Raw genomic sequence first — 17,085 nt, 5'->3', positions numbered from 1 at the left:
CGGGTTTCTTTTTTTGAGGCAGGAATCTGGACAAACCTGCTTCGCGGGAACCAGTTTTGTTACGCGGCGGCTGACTTGGCGCTGGCCAAATAGCTTTCCAGCTCGTCTGCACCCCCGATTTTCTCGCCGTCGATAAAGATCTGCGGTGTCGTCAGTGCTCCAGATACCGCTCTCAAGGAGCGCATAGTTGCGTCGGTCCCCAGAACAATTTCCTCATATCCGAGGCCAGCTTTCTCAAGCGCGGATTTCGCTCTTGCACAATGGCCGCACCCGGGCTTTGAGAAAACCGTGATTGCCTTGGGCTTTTCCGCGCCTGGATTTAGGTAGTTAAGCATCGTGTCCGCATCGGAAACCTCGAATGGGTCGCCTTCGACGTCCGGTTCGATAAACATTTTCTCGACCACGCCGTCATTAACCAGCATCGAATAGCGCCAGCTGCGTTTGCCGAAGCCCAGGTCGGCCTTGTCGACCAACATGTTCATCCCTTCGGTGAAGTCACCTGTTCCATCCGGAATGAAGGTAATGTTATCCGCCTTTTGATCTTTCTTCCATTCGTTCATGACAAAGGTGTCGTTAACTGAAAGACAGACGACGCGATCTACGCCAGCTTTCTTGAATACCGGCGCAAGTTCGTTGTACCGGGGGAGGTGCGACGAAGAGCATGTCGGTGTAAAGGCTCCGGGAAGAGCGAATACAACAACTTTCTGGCCCTTGAAAAGCTCATCCGTTGTTACATCGCACCAGCTATCGCCGTCACGGGTTTTAAAGGTAACATTCGGGACTTTCTGGCCTTCCATATTTTTCATCTTATCAACTCCAATAAATTCTAAATTCTGATGATGAGCCTTATATATTCGACGAAATTTGTTTTGCAAGTAGTTTTTAGAATTATTTTAATATATGTCATTTTTACCCGGAATTTTCCGACAGCCTCTTAGCTCACAGATAGCCATATTCGGCATGCAGATGCCAAAAGTTATGACATGACTGCAATTGCCGCTGGTCTTCCTCGATAGCAGTTGGTAGAGTTTGCCGAAGGCGGTTCTATCGTTTTTCGGTCGATTAAAAGGGAATATAGTGAGGACTGTTTTGTCCAAATCTATAGCTGCCCCCGCAACTGTGAGCGCGGAGGGGTTTTCGAAAAAGCCACTGGAAGTTTCTGGGAAGGCAGAAAACACCGTTATAGCGCGAGCCAGGAGACCTGCCGCTGATAAAAAACTAAGTCAATTCGTCGGGTGAGACGAAAACAGGAGAATGACATGCGATATAAAATAGCGGCGACAACCGTGCTGGCGGCAATGGCTGCCCCTAGTCTGGCTTTTGCCCATCATCCCATGGGCGGCGCGACGCCCAGTACCCTCATGGAAGGATTGTTGTCCGGTTTCGGTCACCCGATTATCGGGGTGGACCACCTGGCGTTTGTGGTTCTGGTAGGATTGGCAGCAGTTTTCCTGACAAGGAAATATGTGGCACCGCTCGCTTTTATTTTTGGGACCGTAGCGGGGTGCCTACTGATAACGAACGGAACGGCGCTGCCTTATGCTGAACTTGTCATTACAGGTTCAGTCGTTCTCTTGGGGGCGATGGTAATGTCCGGCCGGAAAATACCATCGGGCGTTTATTTGGCTATTTTTGCGATTGCAGGCCTGTTTCACGGCGGAGCCTATGGCGAGGCGATTGTCGGTGCGGAAAATTCACCGCTCGTTGCCTACCTTGTCGGTTTCGCGGCTATTCAGTATTCAATCGCTATTGGCGCTGGTTTCGTTGTAGAGAAGTTTTGGCATGCGACCGAAGCTGCGGCGGCAAAACCGCGGATCGCAGGCGCCGTTGCAGCCGGTATTGGTGTCGCCTTCTTTGTCGAGAATGTCGAAGGCATGATTTTCGGATAAGGAAGAATTGAGCCGGTTATCCGGCTCTCTCAAAGAAAAAAAGCGACGGTTTCGACCGTCGCTTTTTTATTGCTGAATTGGTCCAGAAACTAGCGAACGTAAACATGGACCTCGTTGGAGGCGACATTCGCGTTTGCTGTGCTGGAAAGATTAACCCGTGACGCGGGAAGCCCCATCTCTACGAGCGACCGTAAGACCCGTTCCGCGTTTTGCACCGATTTTGCCTGACTGCTGGCGAGGTTGCCGTTCAGCGGCGCGATGGAAACAACATCGAAGGATGACTGCGGCCGCTCCTGCATGGTGCGGCTGATTGCGTCATAGAGTGCCTGCTCATAGGCAACATCGTTACGATCGAAGCGGATAATGACCAATGCCTGGCGATCGCCTGAAGCTGTATTCACCGACGCCGTTTCCAGGTAATTGCGAGTCCCCGCACTGGTTCCAAGGAACCCGCCATTCTTGATGGCAATTGACGTATTGGTAAGGTTCATCCGCTCAGTCCCGACATAAGCGGTCTGGCGATTGATGTCGTTGGTAAGCTGGTTCAAAAGACGGTTCGTCAGTACCGAGGTCCGAGTGGTTTCATCCTCCAGTACCGTCAACTGACGGTGATCCTCCTCGATTGCGCCGCTGAGTTCGAAAGCGGACTGGACCGATTCGAGAAGGAAGCCGACTTCACCGGCATCTCCCGCGACCGTATTTGCCAAGCTGTTCATTTCTGAAACATCTGCCGCTATTTTCTCAAGATCGCTCTGGGCTTCATTCCACTGGTTGATCAGGATCGGATTGCCCTTTGTGGTCCCAATCTGCAGGCGCGCGTTAATGGCGGCTATGGTGCCATGATAACGTTGTGATGTGGCGGTGGTAGAGGCCTCGATCGCTTCAAACTGTGCGCTGCTCTGGTTGATGCGCGCCTGTAAGGCACGAAGATTGTCGCGCAAGGTTTCAACCCGCTGGCCCACAACAGTTCCCGTACTCGGTGCAGAGGCAACCTCCGGCAGCTGGTACCGGCTGGGGGCGGCTTTAGGGGCCTGTGTTTCCGTCGTTGTGGATGCAGCGGCCATCGCCGCTTGTGTCGCAGTCGGATCAGCAGACATTGCTGCCTGTCCCGTCTTGACAGGCGCCGGGTCCCCGGTCAGGGGCGGCAGCAGTTTTTCATCGACAAAAGAGCAACTCGCGACGAGTAACACGGCGCTGACTGCAACTGGGCGGGTAAGGTTGAATACCATGGTTGTAAAACACTCTTTGTTTCTGTGCGCGCAAAACCCGGTAGCGGGAAGGCAATTTCGCCGTTCCATGCCGAGCGGTTAATGTAACCGGAAATCAGGGGCAGATAGTATCTAATGAAAAGCGTGGCGACAAGAACCGATTTCGACACAACTTTTTATGAAAATCTGGTTTAATAGCTTGCATTGCCTCCCTCTTTTGATTAATTTCCCGATCCTCAGGTGGGCGCTACACTATTTCGCGTCCTTTTGTCGGCCGAAGACAGGCTGGCGATCAAGCACCGGTAGCTCAGCTGGATAGAGCACCAGACTACGAATCTGGGGGTCGGGAGTTCGAATCTTCCCCGGTGCGCCATTCCCTAAACATACATTGATTTATTATGGTCCGAGAGAATAACTGCGGATAATCAAGGAAGTCGTCCTTTCTTTGAAATTTATCCTATTTCGCCGGAATTTGGCATGATAGGGCTGCCATAAGAACATACTTGAAATATACCGGTTCGACTGACCGTGTTTTTCTCTTTTCTGGAAGTTCTGAGTAAAGCAGCAACTGCATATTTTCTAATTATATTTTGGCTTGTTTTGCAGGCCGGGAAATTTAGTTGACAAGGAAACAACCTCATTATAGTTTACTTGGAAACTATAATGAGGTTGCGATGCTCACCAACGAACCGATTTCGAATCTGCGTACTCACTTGGGCTACTGGCTTCGGGTAGTTTCAAACGCAATCTCCCAGAATTTTGCCCGCAAGGTGAGTGCCGAAGGGGTAACGGTAGCCGAATGGGTTTTCCTACGCATGCTTTTTGATGCCGAAAGCATTGCACCGTCACAGCTCGCCGAAAACATGGGAATGACAAGAGGCGCGATCTCGAAACTCTCTGATAGGCTTTTTGAAAAATCCCTGATCGAGCGCGAGGAAAATCCGGATGACAAACGAGCTCACACCCTTGCTCTTACAAATGCGGGTCGTGCGCTTGTTCCCCGTCTTGCAAGGCTAGCGGATGAGAATGATGCGGAGTTCTTTGACAAGCTCCCTCATGAGGAGCGTCTGCGGCTAGAACGGATTCTGAAATCAATTGTTTCCCAGCGTGACTTGAAAAACATTCCAATCGGTTAATTCGTCCACGTTTTACTGCCCTAATCCGGAGGAGAACACATGGATACGCACCTAGTTAAGATTGCTCAAAATTGCCTGGATGCCGCCTATGACAAGACAATGGCGTTTCCCGAAATTGTCAAAACGCTGATTGGGTCCGGTTTCGAAGGCTATGTTGTCGACTATCGGAGGAATACGACGACTTACTTCCTGCCGGAAGGGGACAGCGTCATGCTTCAAAACCGGACGACACATGAGACGGTTGCAGCAGAGTTCGACAAATCCGCTGTCGCCGCCCATATTAAATGGGCGCAAGCCAATTCCCCCGAATATTCTTACTCGGCTTTTTGCAAGAATGTGAAGGCAGCAGGCTGCGCCGGCTATATCGTTTCATTTTCGGGAAAGAGAGTTCTTTACTATGGCCGGACAGCTGAAACGCATGTCGAGCTATTCCCGCAGTAAATATCATCGGATGAAACCAGCTTATTCAGATCATTAGAGAAAATTACCAGAAAAGACCGCGGGTAATAGGCGCACTCTGTCTCCGACTACATACTTACGTGCCAATTTACGAACGGAATATAGACTCTAACCTTTACGTAATTTTTGCAACGTATTCTCCAGGACATTCAGGAACTGACTACGGTCCTTTTTGCTGAACGGCGCATTGCCGCCGGAGATATCCCCGGTTTCCCGAAGATGTGCGTTGAGGTCGCGCATGGCGAGGGACATCCCAATAGACTGTTCCGTAAACGCTTTGCCTGTTGGACCGAGCACAACGGCACCGTTCTTGAGGGCCCGGTCGGCGAGCGGAATATCCGAGGTGATCACAACATCCCCCGTGATCGCATTCTCCGCAATCCAGTTATCGGCGGCATCGAAGCCGTCGTCGACCACCACCTGCTCGATCAGTGGGCTTTGTGGAATGCGCATCCAGCTGTTGCTGACCACATAGGTCATCAATCGATGCCGCCCGGCGACGCGATAAATTTCGTCCTTTACCGGGCAGGCATCCGCATCAATGAAGATTCTGGTCAAGTTGCCGGACTGCCTAACTTGCCTGCTGGATGATATCCCAAACCCGCTGCGGCGTTGCGGGCATATCAATATGGCGCACACCCAGATCAGCAAGGCCGTCGATAATCGCATTTATGACAGCAGGCGGCGCGCCAATGCATCCAGCCTCCCCGCAGCCTTTAACCCCCATCGGATTCATGGTGCAGGGAACCTCAACCGTTTCATACAGAAGGTCGAGCGGGATGTTATCCGCACGAGGCATGCCATAATCCATATAGGAACCCGTCAGCAGCTGCCCATCGTCGCTGTAGACCGTATGTTCGGTAAGCGCCTGACCAATCCCCTGTCCGACACCGCCAATGACCTGATTGCGGACGAGCGCCGGATTGACGATCGTGCCGAAGTCATCGACGATAACATAGCGGACAACCTCTGCCGCACCGGTGAGTTCATCGATCTCGACCTCTGCAATATGGCATCCGTTGGGATAGGTGAAGGCTTCGACAGTAAAGCTTGCCTCAGAATCGAGCCCCTCCGCCAGGTTTTCCGGAAGTTGCCCCAGGCCTCGGGCGCGATGGGCAAGCTCCAGAATACCGATTTTGCGGTCCGTTCCGGCAATGGCGAATTCGCCATCATCGGCGGAGAACTCGATGTCGACCGGCGCTGCTTCCAGAAAGTGGCCCGCAAGCTCCTTGCCCTTGTTGATCACCTCGTCACTTGCGGCATGAATGGCCGGACCTTGCGTCGTCAGGGAGCGGGATCCGCCGGTGCCGCCGCCCGACTTGATCTTGTCCGTGTCCCCCTGGACGATCTCGATATTCTCGAAGGGAACACCCAGTCGTTCCGCGACAATCTGTGCATAGGCGGTGGAATGACCCTGCCCGGAAGATTGTGTGCCGACAGCAACCGTCACCCGGTCGTCCTCTTCAAAGCGGATGGTGGCTGTCTCCGTCGGATTGCCGGCCGTTGCCTCGATATAATAACACATGCCGATACCCCGGCGCTTCCCGTGTTCGGCTGAGGCCGCGCGGCGATCCGGGAAACTTTCCCAGTCCGAGGTTTCAAGCGCCCGGTCCATAATCCGTTCAAACTCGCCGCTGTCATAAACGCAGCCGGTAGAGGTTGTGTAAGGAATGGCGGAAACGGGAATGAAGTTTTTCCGGCGAATTTCATCCTGTCCGAGACCAAGTTCGCGAGCGGCTGTATCCATCAGCCGTTCGATCACATAAATGGCTTCCGGTCGCCCGGCGCCACGGTAGGCGTCCACCGGTACCGTATTGGTGAAGACGCCGATGCTGCGGTAATAAAAATTCGGGATATCATAGACACCCGGCAGGACCTTGACCGCGGCCATAGTCGGGATCAACGGGCCAAATGTGGACAAATAAGCGCCAAGATTGGCGTTGGTCTCCACCTTCATGCCGGTGATCTTGTGATTGGCATCAAAGGCGAGTTTTGCGCGGGTTACATGGTCGCGCCCCTGCGTGTCGGAAAGGAAGGCGTCGCTTCGCTCCCCGATCCATTTGACGGGCCGACCCAACTTGCGGGAAGCCCAGACCGTAACCGCACATTCGGAGTAGAAGAAAAGCTTCATGCCGAAAGCGCCGCCTACGTCAGGAGTAATCACCCTGATATCCTCTTCGGGCACATGCAAAATCGCGTTAGCCAGCAGGGAGCGTAGCACCCAGCCGCCTTGCGTTCCCATGCGCACCGTCATTTTCGCTGCGTCACCGTCCCAGTCGGCAATCAGGCCGCGCGGTTCCATAGAATTTACGACAACCCGGTTATTGATCAGCTCAATCTCGGTGACATGACTCGCGTTCGAGAAAACATCCTGGATATTCTTCTCATTGCCCTGTTCCCAATCGAAGGCAACATTATTTGGAACATTGTCATGGACCAATGGCTGGCCCGGCGCATTCGCTGTTTTTGTATCGACGATAACGTCTTCTTCTTCGAAATCGACATAGATCAATTCCGCGGCGTCTTTTGCCTGGGTGAGGGTTTCCGCGATGACAAAAGCGACATTATCGCCAACATAGCGGACCTTGTCTGTTGCAAGAACCGGATGGCCGGGATCTGCCCGATCACTGCCATCACGGTTTTTAAGGGGGATCATACAGGGAAGCTGGTTCGCTTTGTCCGCCTCCAGCTCCTTTCCAAGGATAATGTCAACGACGCCCGGGGCTTGCCGAGCCTCGTCAATATCAATGGAAAGGACTTTCCCATGGGCAACCGGGGATCGCAGCATATATCCGTAGAGCTGTCCATCCAGATCAATATCATCGGTATATTCGCCTGTTCCGGTAATAAGGCGAAAATCCTCTTTACGCTCTACTGACTGATTTACACCGAACTTCACCATATTGTTGTCCAACTTTGTTTATGTGGTGCGCCCACTGTGGTTATCTGATTTTATACTATCAGACGGGTGACAGCCGACTTCAACCCCCGATTTGAAATTTTGCTATCTATCGCGTCATTTGGGTTGTTCCCATAAGACGCCGTCGCTCACAAAATTTTCGATTTCGCCGTCATCAAACCCATGCTCTTTAAGAATATCACGCCCCTGTGCCCCGAACGAAGGCGGGATTGACTTTGCCGATCCGGGGGTCCGGCTCAGTTTTACGGCGACCCCTGTTCCTTTATAGCCATCCATTTCGACGACCATATTACGATGGCGGGTGTGGGGATGGTTAATCGCTTCGGGGACCGACATGGCGGCGCCTGCGGGAACGCCCGCCGCCAACAGCTGAGTCGCCACTTCGACGCCATCCTTATCTGCAAAGAGCTTGTTCAGCGCTTCATTCAGGGCCTCGCGGTTCGTCACGCGAAGCGAATTGTCAGCAAACCTGGGGTCTTTGGCGAGATCAGGTTCGCCCAGCGATGCGCAGAGTTTCGTAAACTGCCCATGGTTCCCGACCCCCAGGAAGACTGGTGTTGTCCGCGTGGGATAAAGGTCATAAGGCGCGATATTCGGATGAGAATTGCCCGTCAGTTTCGGCGCATTGCCTGACATCAGGTAATTTGCGGCGTGCGGATGCTGAAGTTGTATACCCGTGTCGAACAGGGAAGCCTCCACGGATTGCCCCTTACCGGAGACATGGCGTTCATTGACGGCCATCAGGATGCCGATGACTGCATTCATCCCGGTTCCCAAATCAACCAAGGGGATGCCGAGACGGACCTGGCCGGAATCCGGGGATCCATTAATGCTGATCAACCCGGCCCAGGCCTGAATAACCGCATCATAACCCGGATAACCACCAAAAGGACCGTCGGCGCCAAAGCCTGTGACCCGGCAATGGATGAGCCGAGGGAACTTCTTGGAAAGAACATCGTCATATCCAAGGCCCCACTTTTCAAGGCTGCCAGTCTTGAAGTTTTCGACCACAACGTCTGCATCTTCAAGAAGCTTAAGAAGAATCTTCTTACCTTCTTCGTGGCGGATATCAAGGGAAATGGACCGCTTGTTGCGGTTGGTACCTGCGAAATAGGCAGCAATGCCGGCGTCATTGTAGGGCGGGCCCCAGCCTCTCGTTTCGTCACCCTGCGGTGGTTCGATTTTAATGACTTCGGCACCGTGGTCACCCAGAATCTGGGTGCAGAACGGTCCCCCGAGAACGCGGGAAAGATCAATCACTTTCAAGCCCGAAAGGGCGCCTTTACTAGACATATTGGTCCTACTTCTTATTTTGTTTTCGTGAAGGGTTATGTATCGTGCCCTGCGTTGGAAGTCACCGGAAATATGGTATCTGCAAAATTCGGGTATACTTCCGCGACTTTGCCCCGGACCTCCCGGTTGAGTACTTCCAGCAGCGCGGGATCAGGGGGAGACGTCAGGGGAGTCTCCTCCGAATAGTCGAAGGAAAAGCCGGTATTATCCAGGATATCCTCGAGCGAGCTTGACGGATGAATGGATACCAGGCGAAAGCGTTTCTTCTCTTTGTCGAAATGAAAGAACGCCTTACTGGTGAGCAAGCCAAAAGGCCCGCCCTTACGATATGTTTTTTCATCGGAGAGGCCTGGCGCACTGATGAAATCAACTTTTTCAACCAACGTCCTCCGGGTATGTTCCTCACGGAAAAGAATGACCTTGGGAATAAGAAAATACAGATAGGCGGAACCGAAAGTTCCCGGCCATCTCGGACTGCAATTTGGGTAGTCACCTCGGCCCATGAGATTGATATTCGCCTGACCGTCAATCTGTCCGCCACCCAGGAAGAAAGCGTCGATTCGCCCTTGCGCCGCGCAGTCGAAAAGTTCCCCGCCACCGCCGGTGAAAAAGTTATTGTCGACGGATCCCAGAATATTGACGAATCTGGGTGTGCCCCAGGTCGCCTTGGCAAGAAGAGCTGCCGCGCCGGGAATTGGTGAGGCTGCGCCAACTGCGACATGATTGCAATCGCGCAGCAGGTTAGCGATCAGGCAAATGAGCGCCTTCTTGTCGTCCACAATATTTGTCATGCCGGGACACTTTCCTGCAAAATAAACTGATCGAGATATTCCTGAAAGCCAGCGTCGTTTGCCGCCATTTGCATATATTGGCGCATATGGGCATCATCTACGTCAGCCCCATTCCAGAACGGCAGCGGCCAGCTTCCATTCGGGGCAACGCACACTTTGCCGACATACAGGGCAGGCAACACCCCCGCAGCTTTTTCCTCTGTTTCGAACAGGCTCGTTTCCGAGATCGCGTCGACAGTGACGAATGTGGTCTTGGAGGCATGCGCCATATTCACCAGTTCCCGCTTTCGCCCGATCCACACATTGCCATCCCGATCGGCGAGCGGTGCGTGAAACAGCGCGACGTCCGGCTGTATCGCCGGGATGGCAACAATCGGGTCATCGTCGATCGCAAATGGATTTTGGATCACCTTCCAGCCAGGATGGTTCTTCAGTACATCACTTCCCAAGATACCGCGCAGCGGCATGAAGGGAATGCCCTTCTGTGAGGCCTGTAAGCCGGCATGGATGGCCGGGCAGGTTGCGTCAATCAGATGGATCGACCCTTCGCGAACAGCTTTGGTAAACCGGGGGGCGGGGCCGTATTCTCCAAGGGTAAGGGCGGAACTTTCAAATGTTTTGACACAGCCCGCGCCGATCAGCAATTCTGCCTGTAACCCGCTTGTCGGGACGCCGACGAGATAAAGAGCTTTCGCGCGGCGGCGGATGAGGGCACGCGTCGCCGCCATGGAAACGCCGGCGTAATCCGCCGGGATCGCGACTTTGGCGCCATCCGGTATAGCCTTCGCAAAGTCATCGATGGAAATTTCCTCTATTGCCATGGGCATTTTATGCTCCTTCTGTTCTGTCCAACCTTACCAAGATTGGTTTCTTATTTCTTTTATCAGGATAAATGGGGACGCGCCGACGACAAGGCAAACTATTGAATAAGTGAATACCGCGTCATAGCTGCCCGTCAAGTCAAAGATCAGCCCTGAGAAAAATGATCCGCTGGCCATTCCGAAACCGCCCCCGACGGCTATTCCGCCGTAAATGGTCCCAAAGTTGCGCCCATGAAAGAGTAGCGACGAGATGGAGCCGATCATCGGACCACGAGACCCCATGGAAAGGCCGAAAAAGATGATAAAGCCATAAAGCGGTATTAAATGATCCGACCGATCCAACAACCAGATGCAAACCACTGCCACAATTGTAATCACATAGCTGAGCATGGCCGTTTTAAAGAGCCCGATCTTTAGGGCGAGATATCCGGCGCCAAGCATGCCAACCGGGATGAGCAGCCCCGACAAACCGTAATTCACTGACGCTTCAATGGGTGTAAACCCGACTTCAATCAGATAAGTGACAGCCTGGATTACAACCGAAAACATGCCATTTCCCGTAAAGAAGAACACGGATGCCAGACCCCAGAAGGGCCATGTACGGATCGCCTTGGACATGGTCCATTCAATTTCCGGCTTTTTAACATCAGCTGTCTGCGGCCGGGATAACTCTGTACTGCCCGCCGTAATCCGCCGCCAGGGCAGAAACAGGATGACCAATAGAAGGCTTAATACGCAAAAACCTAGCAGGAGCTCTGCCTGTCGCCAGCCATAATTCTCGATGAAAATCTGGGATAAGGACAGGCCGAGAAGCGTTCCGGCCCCCATCGAGGAATAAATAATGGCGAGGGCCAGCGGTATTTGCGCCCTGAACCATCGGCTTGCCATGGCGGCGTTGGGAACGTTGCCACAGCAGGAGGCCGAGAACCCGACGAGCAGACTGATTGTCATGTAGAATTGCCAGATATTCGTGGCGTAACTGGCAAATATCAGACCAAGCCCGGCAGATAATATACCAATGCCATATACAGTTCGGGGGCCGTAGCGGTCGAACAGGATGCCAACAATGGGTCCTGTAAGGCCGGTAATCACCGCGCCAATGGAATAGATAGAGGCAACCGTGCCGCGGGGCCATTGGAATTCACTGCCAAGCGGCGAGACCAGGTTAGGAAAATTCTCAAATGCAAATCGACCGACCAGCCCCATCAGAAAACACAGCATGAGAACGCCAATTGCGATCGGGACAAATTCGGTTTTCTTGGACTGGCTCAATAGCCCCGCTCCATTTTTATTGTTTTTTCCGGGTGAAGAGGATTGGTGACAATGGTTTGATCTATTCTAATTGACCTGCAACAGAATTAGAATGCCCTTTCTTTAACAGACTTTAATCCTTCCGGAAGATGGCAGATGCAAGCCAGCCGGCGATCAGGGCGACGATGATGGCCGCGATGCCGTAAAGTGCCGGGTAATCATAAGCGAAATCATAGATTTGACGACCTAGCCCCGATTTCTTGATAAATAATGGGGAAGACTGGGCCCCCAGAAGCTCCCCATCCTTGAACAGGTAGAATTCCGCGATATAGTCACCGACAGGCACATTCGCAGGAATGGCGATCGTTGTTCGAAATAGCGTATCACCTAGAAAATAGACGGCAGTTTCCTGGTCCGAATAGAGATTTTCCCGGGATTTCTGCCGGACGATTGCTTCTTCAAAAGGTAGGCTGACCTGTTCGGACTTAGCCACGCGAAATCGCAGGCGAGACGGGCCGATGCGAAGACGATTGAGAACATCCGGCGCAGCAATTTCCTCTACCGGGCGGTTGCTCGCCAAGGCATAAAAGCTTGGCACGCGCTCAAACTCCAGTGCTTCCGTATTGACCCAGATACCGGCAACCCGAGCCTTCCGGCGGACGATGACATTTTTCTCGGGTCCCCGGACAACAACCAGCACATCTCCTCGGTTCGGCCCTTCTTCTTCGTCTGCAATCTGAATGGCGCCGAAAAGAAGTAACTCTGTACCGGTGAAATCTGAAGTTACAGAAATTAAGTGAGACGATATATCAGTGACCAATGAAGACTGGGCCTGGCCGTGCGTGGTCCACCCAAGAGCAATTGCGCAGAAGAAGGCAACGGTAGTAGTCAGTTTGCGAACGGTAGAGAACATCCGATCAATGCCCTCCTTCGCCAAGAGAATATAAATCAACAGGAGTGATGACGAGGTCGAATGCCAATTTCAGGCAGACTATGATGACCAACAAGGCTAGCAGTCCGCGCAGCTGTTCACCGCGAAGCTTGGTTCCCAGCCGGGTGCCGATTTGTGCGCCAACGACAGAGCTGCTCATCAAGAGTAGAGCGAGCATGATGTCCACGGTTTGTGTGCTGATGGCATGTAGTAAAGTGACGTTGGCGGTCACAAAGATAATTTGGAATAGGGACGTCCCGATCACGACGCTGGTCGGCATGCCAAGAAGATAGATCATCGCCGGAACCATAACGAAGCCGCCACCAACCCCCATTATGGCTGACAGAATACCAACCAGCGCCCCAATACCAAGTGGCATCAGTGCACTGATATATAGCTTCGACTTGCGGAACCGCATTTTGAAGGGAAGACCGTGAATCCAGTAGTGCTGATGAAGCTTCTTACGCTTCACGGTACCTCTACGTGTATTGATCAGCGCGTTAACGCTTTCAATAAACATCAAGATCCCAATTGTCCCCAGAAAAATGACATAGGACAGGGAAATCATCAGGTCGACCTGGCCGATCGATTTAAGTATCGTAAATATCCATGTGCCAACTACAGACCCGACGATACCACCGATCAGGAGGACCATGCCCATCTTGAAGTCGACATTTCCACGTCTCCAATGGGCAAGAACGCCGGATACGCTTGCGGCCGTAATCTGATTGGAAACCGTGGCGACGGATACGGCGGGAGGAATACCGATAAATATCAGCAGCGGGGTCATGAGGAAGCCACCACCAACGCCGAACATTCCCGATAGAAGTCCGATTGCTCCGCCCATGCCCAAGATCAGAAACAGATTAACTGATATTTCGGCAATGGGCAGATAAACAGTCATTTCGACAGCTTTGGCCTTCTTTTTTTGAGTGGCTCAGGCGGGGAGTGATACCGATTCTGTTGGCTATACATTAAAAGACCGCAGAAGGGAAGGGGACGCAGGGAAAACTTATTGTTTTGGGCCAATTTTACCTGTCAACTCCATGAGACTATCTTAAATACGGATCGTTGATATGGGGCAAATATGGAAAATTCCCTTGTGAAGGATGCAAAGGCCAAGGTATCTAGGCCCCACACAATCTGCGGCGAAGAAGTTCAGGAGTAAATATGCGCGTCCTTTACGTCGGAAACTTTAACGAAAAATCCAACGGTACCCGCTTCTATGATTCTAACAGGAAGCTCGCAAATGGATTTATCCGTAACGGCCATCAGGTTTATCAGTTCAGTGACCGGGATATTGCGCGTGCATCGACTTGGTTCGGGTCTCGCAAGTTCGGCATCGTGCCGGCAAATTTCCGTCTGTTGGAAACGGCGAAAAATTTCTGGCCGGACCTTCTGGTCATTGGTCATGCGGACCCCATATTCGCGACCACACTAAAACAAATACGCAAGGCGGTCCCGCATATCAAAATTGCGGCCTATAATTTTGATGCCCTCTGGCATCAGGATAACGTCAATAGAATTACCGCACATGCGGACGACGCCGATGCGATTTTTATCACGACAGCAGGAGATCAGCTCGCGCAATTTGCCCGCAAGAACAATGTCGTGTCCTATTTTCCAAACCTGGTCGATTTGTCCATTGATACAGGGCGTGCCTTCGAGAATGATGATCCGCAGTTTCGGTTATTCTATGGCATGGGAAATGCGTTGCCTGAGAGCGAGCGTTTTAAAGTCGCCAGCCGAATTCTCGACAGGTTCGGTGACGAAAAAGTCGAAATCCTCGGCATGCGCGGAAGACTCCCGCTCGCAGGAATTACCTATCAACGCCACCTTGGAAATGCGCGAATGGGCTTGAACCTGAGCCAGGGGGAAGGGGACCCGCTTTATAGCTCGGACCGGATGGCGCAATATGTTGGTAGTGGCTTGATGACCTTGATCCACCGCCGGGCGGGGTATGACCGGATTTTCAAGGAGGATGAACTCGCCTTTTATGACGACTTCGATCAACTGCTCGAAAAAATTGCCTATTTCAACGAGCATGATGACGAGGCACGACAAATAGCCAAGAATGGCTGGAAACGCGTCCACGAGATTTTCAATGAACGGCTCGTAGCCAAATATATTACCGAGGTGACATTTCGCCAGAACCTGAGCGAAGATTATCAGTGGCCAACGGAATTACACAGAACTTGATCGGTCAAATTCCCGCTTTCCTGAGCTCTTCAGGCAGTTTCCCGCTCAACCAGTAAAAATACATGCGGAAATCGCTATAGAGTGACCAAAATGGGTAGGTAAAGGTCGCGGGGCGGTTCTTCTCCACAAAGAAATGCGCTATCCAGGCGGGGCCGTACCCGGCGACAACCGCGAGAAGGATCAGCCAGGGCATCATGAAAGCGAAGGCGGCAAGCAGGCTCAACAGGGCGAGCGTTGTGCCGATATAATGCAACTGGCGGCATTTCGTCTTTGAATGTTCCCGCAGATAATAGGGCCAGAATTCCGCATAATGAGTGATTTTAACCGTCATTCCTTGCCTCCCCCCTTATATTCACTATACATTATAACAGATAGTTCTATGGCCAATCCAGCGGTAGCAAGCTCATTATCAAAGGTTGACGTTTACGTAAACGTCAACTATAGTCTGCCTATAACTAAGGATTGGGACTCCAGACATAAAATGAATGCCAGAGCAGAAATTGACAAAGACGGCCGGGTCAGCTTTTCGATCACGGAACTCGCTGAAGAATTCGGTGTCACCTCTCGTACCATACGCTTCTATGAGGACAAGGGCCTTGTAAATCCGGCGCGGGAAGGCACGACACGTATATATTCCCGAAAGGATCGCGGACGGTTGAAGATCATCCTGCGAGGCCGTCGCCTCGGATTCAGTTTGCAGGACATCAAGAAGATGCTGGATATGTACTCGCCCGAGAGCGGGAGTACGGATCAACTCACCTTTACCTTGCAAAAATGTGAAGAGCAGTTGGAAAAGCTGGTCACGCAAAGAGCGGATATCAATGAAGCCATTGCGGAACTGGAAGAGGGTATTTCCCAGTTGAAAGAGCATTTGGCATCGGGCAGCGCATCTGCTGACAGCTGCAAGAAAACGATCGCCTAAATCCTTCGCTGTAGGATCGGGCAAAGTAAATTTCATAAGATTAAGGCTCTATATTCTGGAGCAGAACTACAGAAATCGACCGGGAGTAGCCGGTTCATTTACAATGATCTGAAAGGAAGCCGAGACAATGAAAAATGTCGTAATCGCGGGATATGCACGTTCTCCCTTCACACTCGCCAACAAGGGGGAAATGATCAAGATCCGCCCTGATGAAATGACAGGACAGGTAGTCAAGGGCCTGATTGCAAATACCGGTGTCAATGTCGAGGATATAGAAGATGTCATTATTGGTTGCGCCTTTCCGGAGGCGGAGCAGGGCCTGAACGTAGCGCGCATTATCAGTTTCCTTGCAGGCATTCCGAAATCGACCGCCGCGACGACGGTAAATCGTTTTTGTGGCTCTTCCATGCAGGCCATTCACATGGCCGCTGGCGCGATCCAGATGGGCGCGGGCGACGTTTTTGTTTGCGGCGGGATCGAAAGCATGACCCGTGTGCCAATGGGTGGTTTCAACCCGGCGCCGCACCCCGGGCTCTACAAATCCTATCCTGAAGCCTATGTCTCTATGGGAATCACGGCAGAAAATCTGGCAAAGAAATATGGTATCTCCCGTCTCGAGCAGGAGGAAGTGGCCGTTGAAAGTCATGCCCGTGCGACCGCGGCACGCGACGCAGGCAAGTTTACGGATGAAATTATCCCGATTGTGGATGGCAATAACCGCGTTGAGCAGGACGGCTGTATCCGCCCCGAGACCACAATGGAAACTCTCGCAGGTCTGAAGCCCGCGTTTGACCAAAACGGCACCGTGACAGCGGCAACGTCATCTCCGCTTACGGACGGAGCCTCCGCAACGTTAGTATGCTCTGAGGAGTATGCCGATGCAAACGGGCTGAAAAAGCTCGCGCGGATCAGGTCAATTGCCGTCGCAGGCTGTGCGCCGGAATTGATGGGTATCGGCCCGGTTCCGGCCACCAAGAAAGCGTTGGAGCGTGCGGGTATCACTCTCGCGGATATCGATATCATTGAACTGAATGAGGCGTTCGCGGCACAGGCCCTGGCGGTCCTGAAGGAATCCGGCATGGATTTCGCCAAAACCAATCTTGATGGCGGTGCCATTGCGCTCGGTCATCCGATGGGCGCAACGGGTGCACGGATCACCGGCAAGGTCGCGAGCCTGTTGCAGCGTGAAGGCAAGGCGCTCGGACTTGCAACACAGTGTATCGGCGGTGGCCAGGGAATCGCCACGGTTCTGGAGGCTTGCTGAT

The 17,085-nt window shown here is 52.5% G+C and carries 17 protein-coding genes, 1 tRNA gene and 1 riboswitch; of the genes, 7 read left to right on the top strand and 11 right to left on the bottom strand.

Features of this window, described 5'->3' with window-relative positions; all coding sequences use genetic code 11:
- Positions 1-59 precede the first annotated feature (59 nt).
- Positions 60-806, bottom strand: coding sequence for a glutathione peroxidase (locus J0X12_RS01785; RefSeq protein WP_207041415.1), 747 nt, complete (start codon positions 804-806; stop codon positions 60-62).
- A 216-nt stretch (positions 807-1,022) separates the two neighbouring features.
- Positions 1,023-1,223: riboswitch (cobalamin riboswitch) on the top strand.
- Between the two features lie 36 nt (positions 1,224-1,259).
- On the opposite strand from J0X12_RS01785, the gene J0X12_RS01780 reads away from it, so the two are divergent.
- Entirely contained in the window at positions 1,260-1,889 is a 630-nt protein-coding gene (locus J0X12_RS01780) for a HupE/UreJ family protein (RefSeq protein ID WP_207041412.1), read from the top strand.
- An 89-nt stretch (positions 1,890-1,978) separates the two neighbouring features.
- Here the strand turns inward: J0X12_RS01780 and J0X12_RS01775 are convergent, their stop codons facing one another.
- Entirely contained in the window at positions 1,979-3,118 is a 1,140-nt protein-coding gene (locus J0X12_RS01775; protein ID WP_207041410.1) for a hypothetical protein, read from the bottom strand.
- A gap of 275 nt (positions 3,119-3,393) precedes the next feature.
- Between J0X12_RS01775 and J0X12_RS01770 the strand changes: the two genes are divergently transcribed.
- The 3 genes from J0X12_RS01770 (at position 3,394) to J0X12_RS01760 (ending at position 4,674) form a co-directional block, all read left to right on the top strand.
- Positions 3,394-3,470, top strand: a tRNA-Arg gene (locus J0X12_RS01770).
- 301 nt (positions 3,471-3,771) lie between these two features.
- Positions 3,772-4,233 (top strand): MarR family winged helix-turn-helix transcriptional regulator, encoded by a 462-nt coding sequence (locus J0X12_RS01765; protein WP_207041408.1) that lies wholly within the window; start codon positions 3,772-3,774, stop codon positions 4,231-4,233.
- 39 nt (positions 4,234-4,272) lie between these two features.
- The gene (locus tag J0X12_RS01760) at positions 4,273-4,674 is read left to right on the top strand and encodes a DUF1398 domain-containing protein (RefSeq protein ID WP_207041406.1); all 402 of its coding nucleotides are present in this window, start codon (positions 4,273-4,275) and stop codon (positions 4,672-4,674) included.
- Between the two features lie 126 nt (positions 4,675-4,800).
- On the opposite strand, the gene J0X12_RS01755 is transcribed toward J0X12_RS01760, so the two are convergent.
- The 8 genes from J0X12_RS01755 to J0X12_RS01720 all read right to left on the bottom strand — a co-directional run bounded on the left by J0X12_RS01755 (position 4,801) and on the right by J0X12_RS01720 (position 13,603).
- Positions 4,801-5,250 (bottom strand): YaiI/YqxD family protein, encoded by a 450-nt coding sequence (locus J0X12_RS01755; protein WP_207041404.1) that lies wholly within the window; start codon positions 5,248-5,250, stop codon positions 4,801-4,803.
- Between the two features lie 13 nt (positions 5,251-5,263).
- Positions 5,264-7,594 (bottom strand): xanthine dehydrogenase family protein molybdopterin-binding subunit, encoded by a 2,331-nt coding sequence (locus J0X12_RS01750; RefSeq protein WP_207041402.1) that lies wholly within the window; start codon positions 7,592-7,594, stop codon positions 5,264-5,266.
- A gap of 114 nt (positions 7,595-7,708) precedes the next feature.
- A complete protein-coding gene (locus tag J0X12_RS01745; RefSeq protein WP_207041401.1) occupies positions 7,709-8,905 on the bottom strand; it encodes a CaiB/BaiF CoA transferase family protein in 1,197 nt (398 codons plus the stop codon).
- A 35-nt stretch (positions 8,906-8,940) separates the two neighbouring features.
- Positions 8,941-9,696 (bottom strand): CoA-transferase, encoded by a 756-nt coding sequence (locus J0X12_RS01740; protein WP_207041399.1) that lies wholly within the window; start codon positions 9,694-9,696, stop codon positions 8,941-8,943.
- Entirely contained in the window at positions 9,693-10,523 is an 831-nt protein-coding gene (locus J0X12_RS01735; protein ID WP_207041396.1) for a CoA transferase subunit A, read from the bottom strand. The genes J0X12_RS01740 and J0X12_RS01735 overlap by 4 nt, the downstream gene beginning before the upstream one ends.
- A 27-nt stretch (positions 10,524-10,550) precedes the next feature.
- A complete protein-coding gene (locus J0X12_RS01730) occupies positions 10,551-11,789 on the bottom strand; it encodes an MFS transporter (RefSeq protein WP_207041395.1) in 1,239 nt (412 codons plus the stop codon).
- A gap of 112 nt (positions 11,790-11,901) precedes the next feature.
- Entirely contained in the window at positions 11,902-12,681 is a 780-nt protein-coding gene (locus tag J0X12_RS01725; RefSeq protein ID WP_207041393.1) for a TIGR02186 family protein, read from the bottom strand.
- 4 nt (positions 12,682-12,685) lie between these two features.
- Positions 12,686-13,603 carry a sulfite exporter TauE/SafE family protein gene (locus tag J0X12_RS01720; RefSeq protein ID WP_207041391.1) on the bottom strand — a complete coding sequence of 306 codons (918 nt, stop codon included), beginning with the start codon at positions 13,601-13,603 and terminating at the stop codon, positions 12,686-12,688.
- 266 nt (positions 13,604-13,869) lie between these two features.
- On the opposite strand from J0X12_RS01720, the gene J0X12_RS01715 reads away from it, so the two are divergent.
- On the top strand, positions 13,870-14,898 hold the full coding sequence (locus J0X12_RS01715; protein ID WP_207041389.1) for a glycosyltransferase family protein: 1,029 nt from the start codon (positions 13,870-13,872) through the stop codon (positions 14,896-14,898).
- Positions 14,899-14,902: 4 nt separating this feature from the next.
- Here the strand turns inward: J0X12_RS01715 and J0X12_RS01710 are convergent, their stop codons facing one another.
- The gene (locus J0X12_RS01710; RefSeq protein WP_207041387.1) at positions 14,903-15,229 is read right to left on the bottom strand and encodes an Mpo1-like protein; all 327 of its coding nucleotides are present in this window, start codon (positions 15,227-15,229) and stop codon (positions 14,903-14,905) included.
- A gap of 150 nt (positions 15,230-15,379) precedes the next feature.
- Here J0X12_RS01710 and J0X12_RS01705 point away from each other — a divergent pair, with 150 nt between their 5' ends.
- Together J0X12_RS01705 and J0X12_RS01700 are read left to right on the top strand one after the other, a co-directional pair.
- Positions 15,380-15,820, top strand: coding sequence for a MerR family transcriptional regulator (locus J0X12_RS01705; protein ID WP_207041385.1), 441 nt, complete (start codon positions 15,380-15,382; stop codon positions 15,818-15,820).
- A gap of 127 nt (positions 15,821-15,947) precedes the next feature.
- The gene (locus J0X12_RS01700; RefSeq protein ID WP_207041382.1) at positions 15,948-17,084 is read left to right on the top strand and encodes a thiolase family protein; all 1,137 of its coding nucleotides are present in this window, start codon (positions 15,948-15,950) and stop codon (positions 17,082-17,084) included.
- Position 17,085: the final 1 nt, after the last annotated feature.

This window comes from Sneathiella sedimenti (assembly GCF_017313765.1).
In the GTDB taxonomy this organism is placed as follows: Bacteria; Pseudomonadota; Alphaproteobacteria; order Sneathiellales; family Sneathiellaceae; genus Sneathiella; species Sneathiella sedimenti.
The sequence above is the reverse complement of the archived record's forward strand: the minus strand, read 5'-3'. Positions and strand labels throughout refer to the sequence as shown.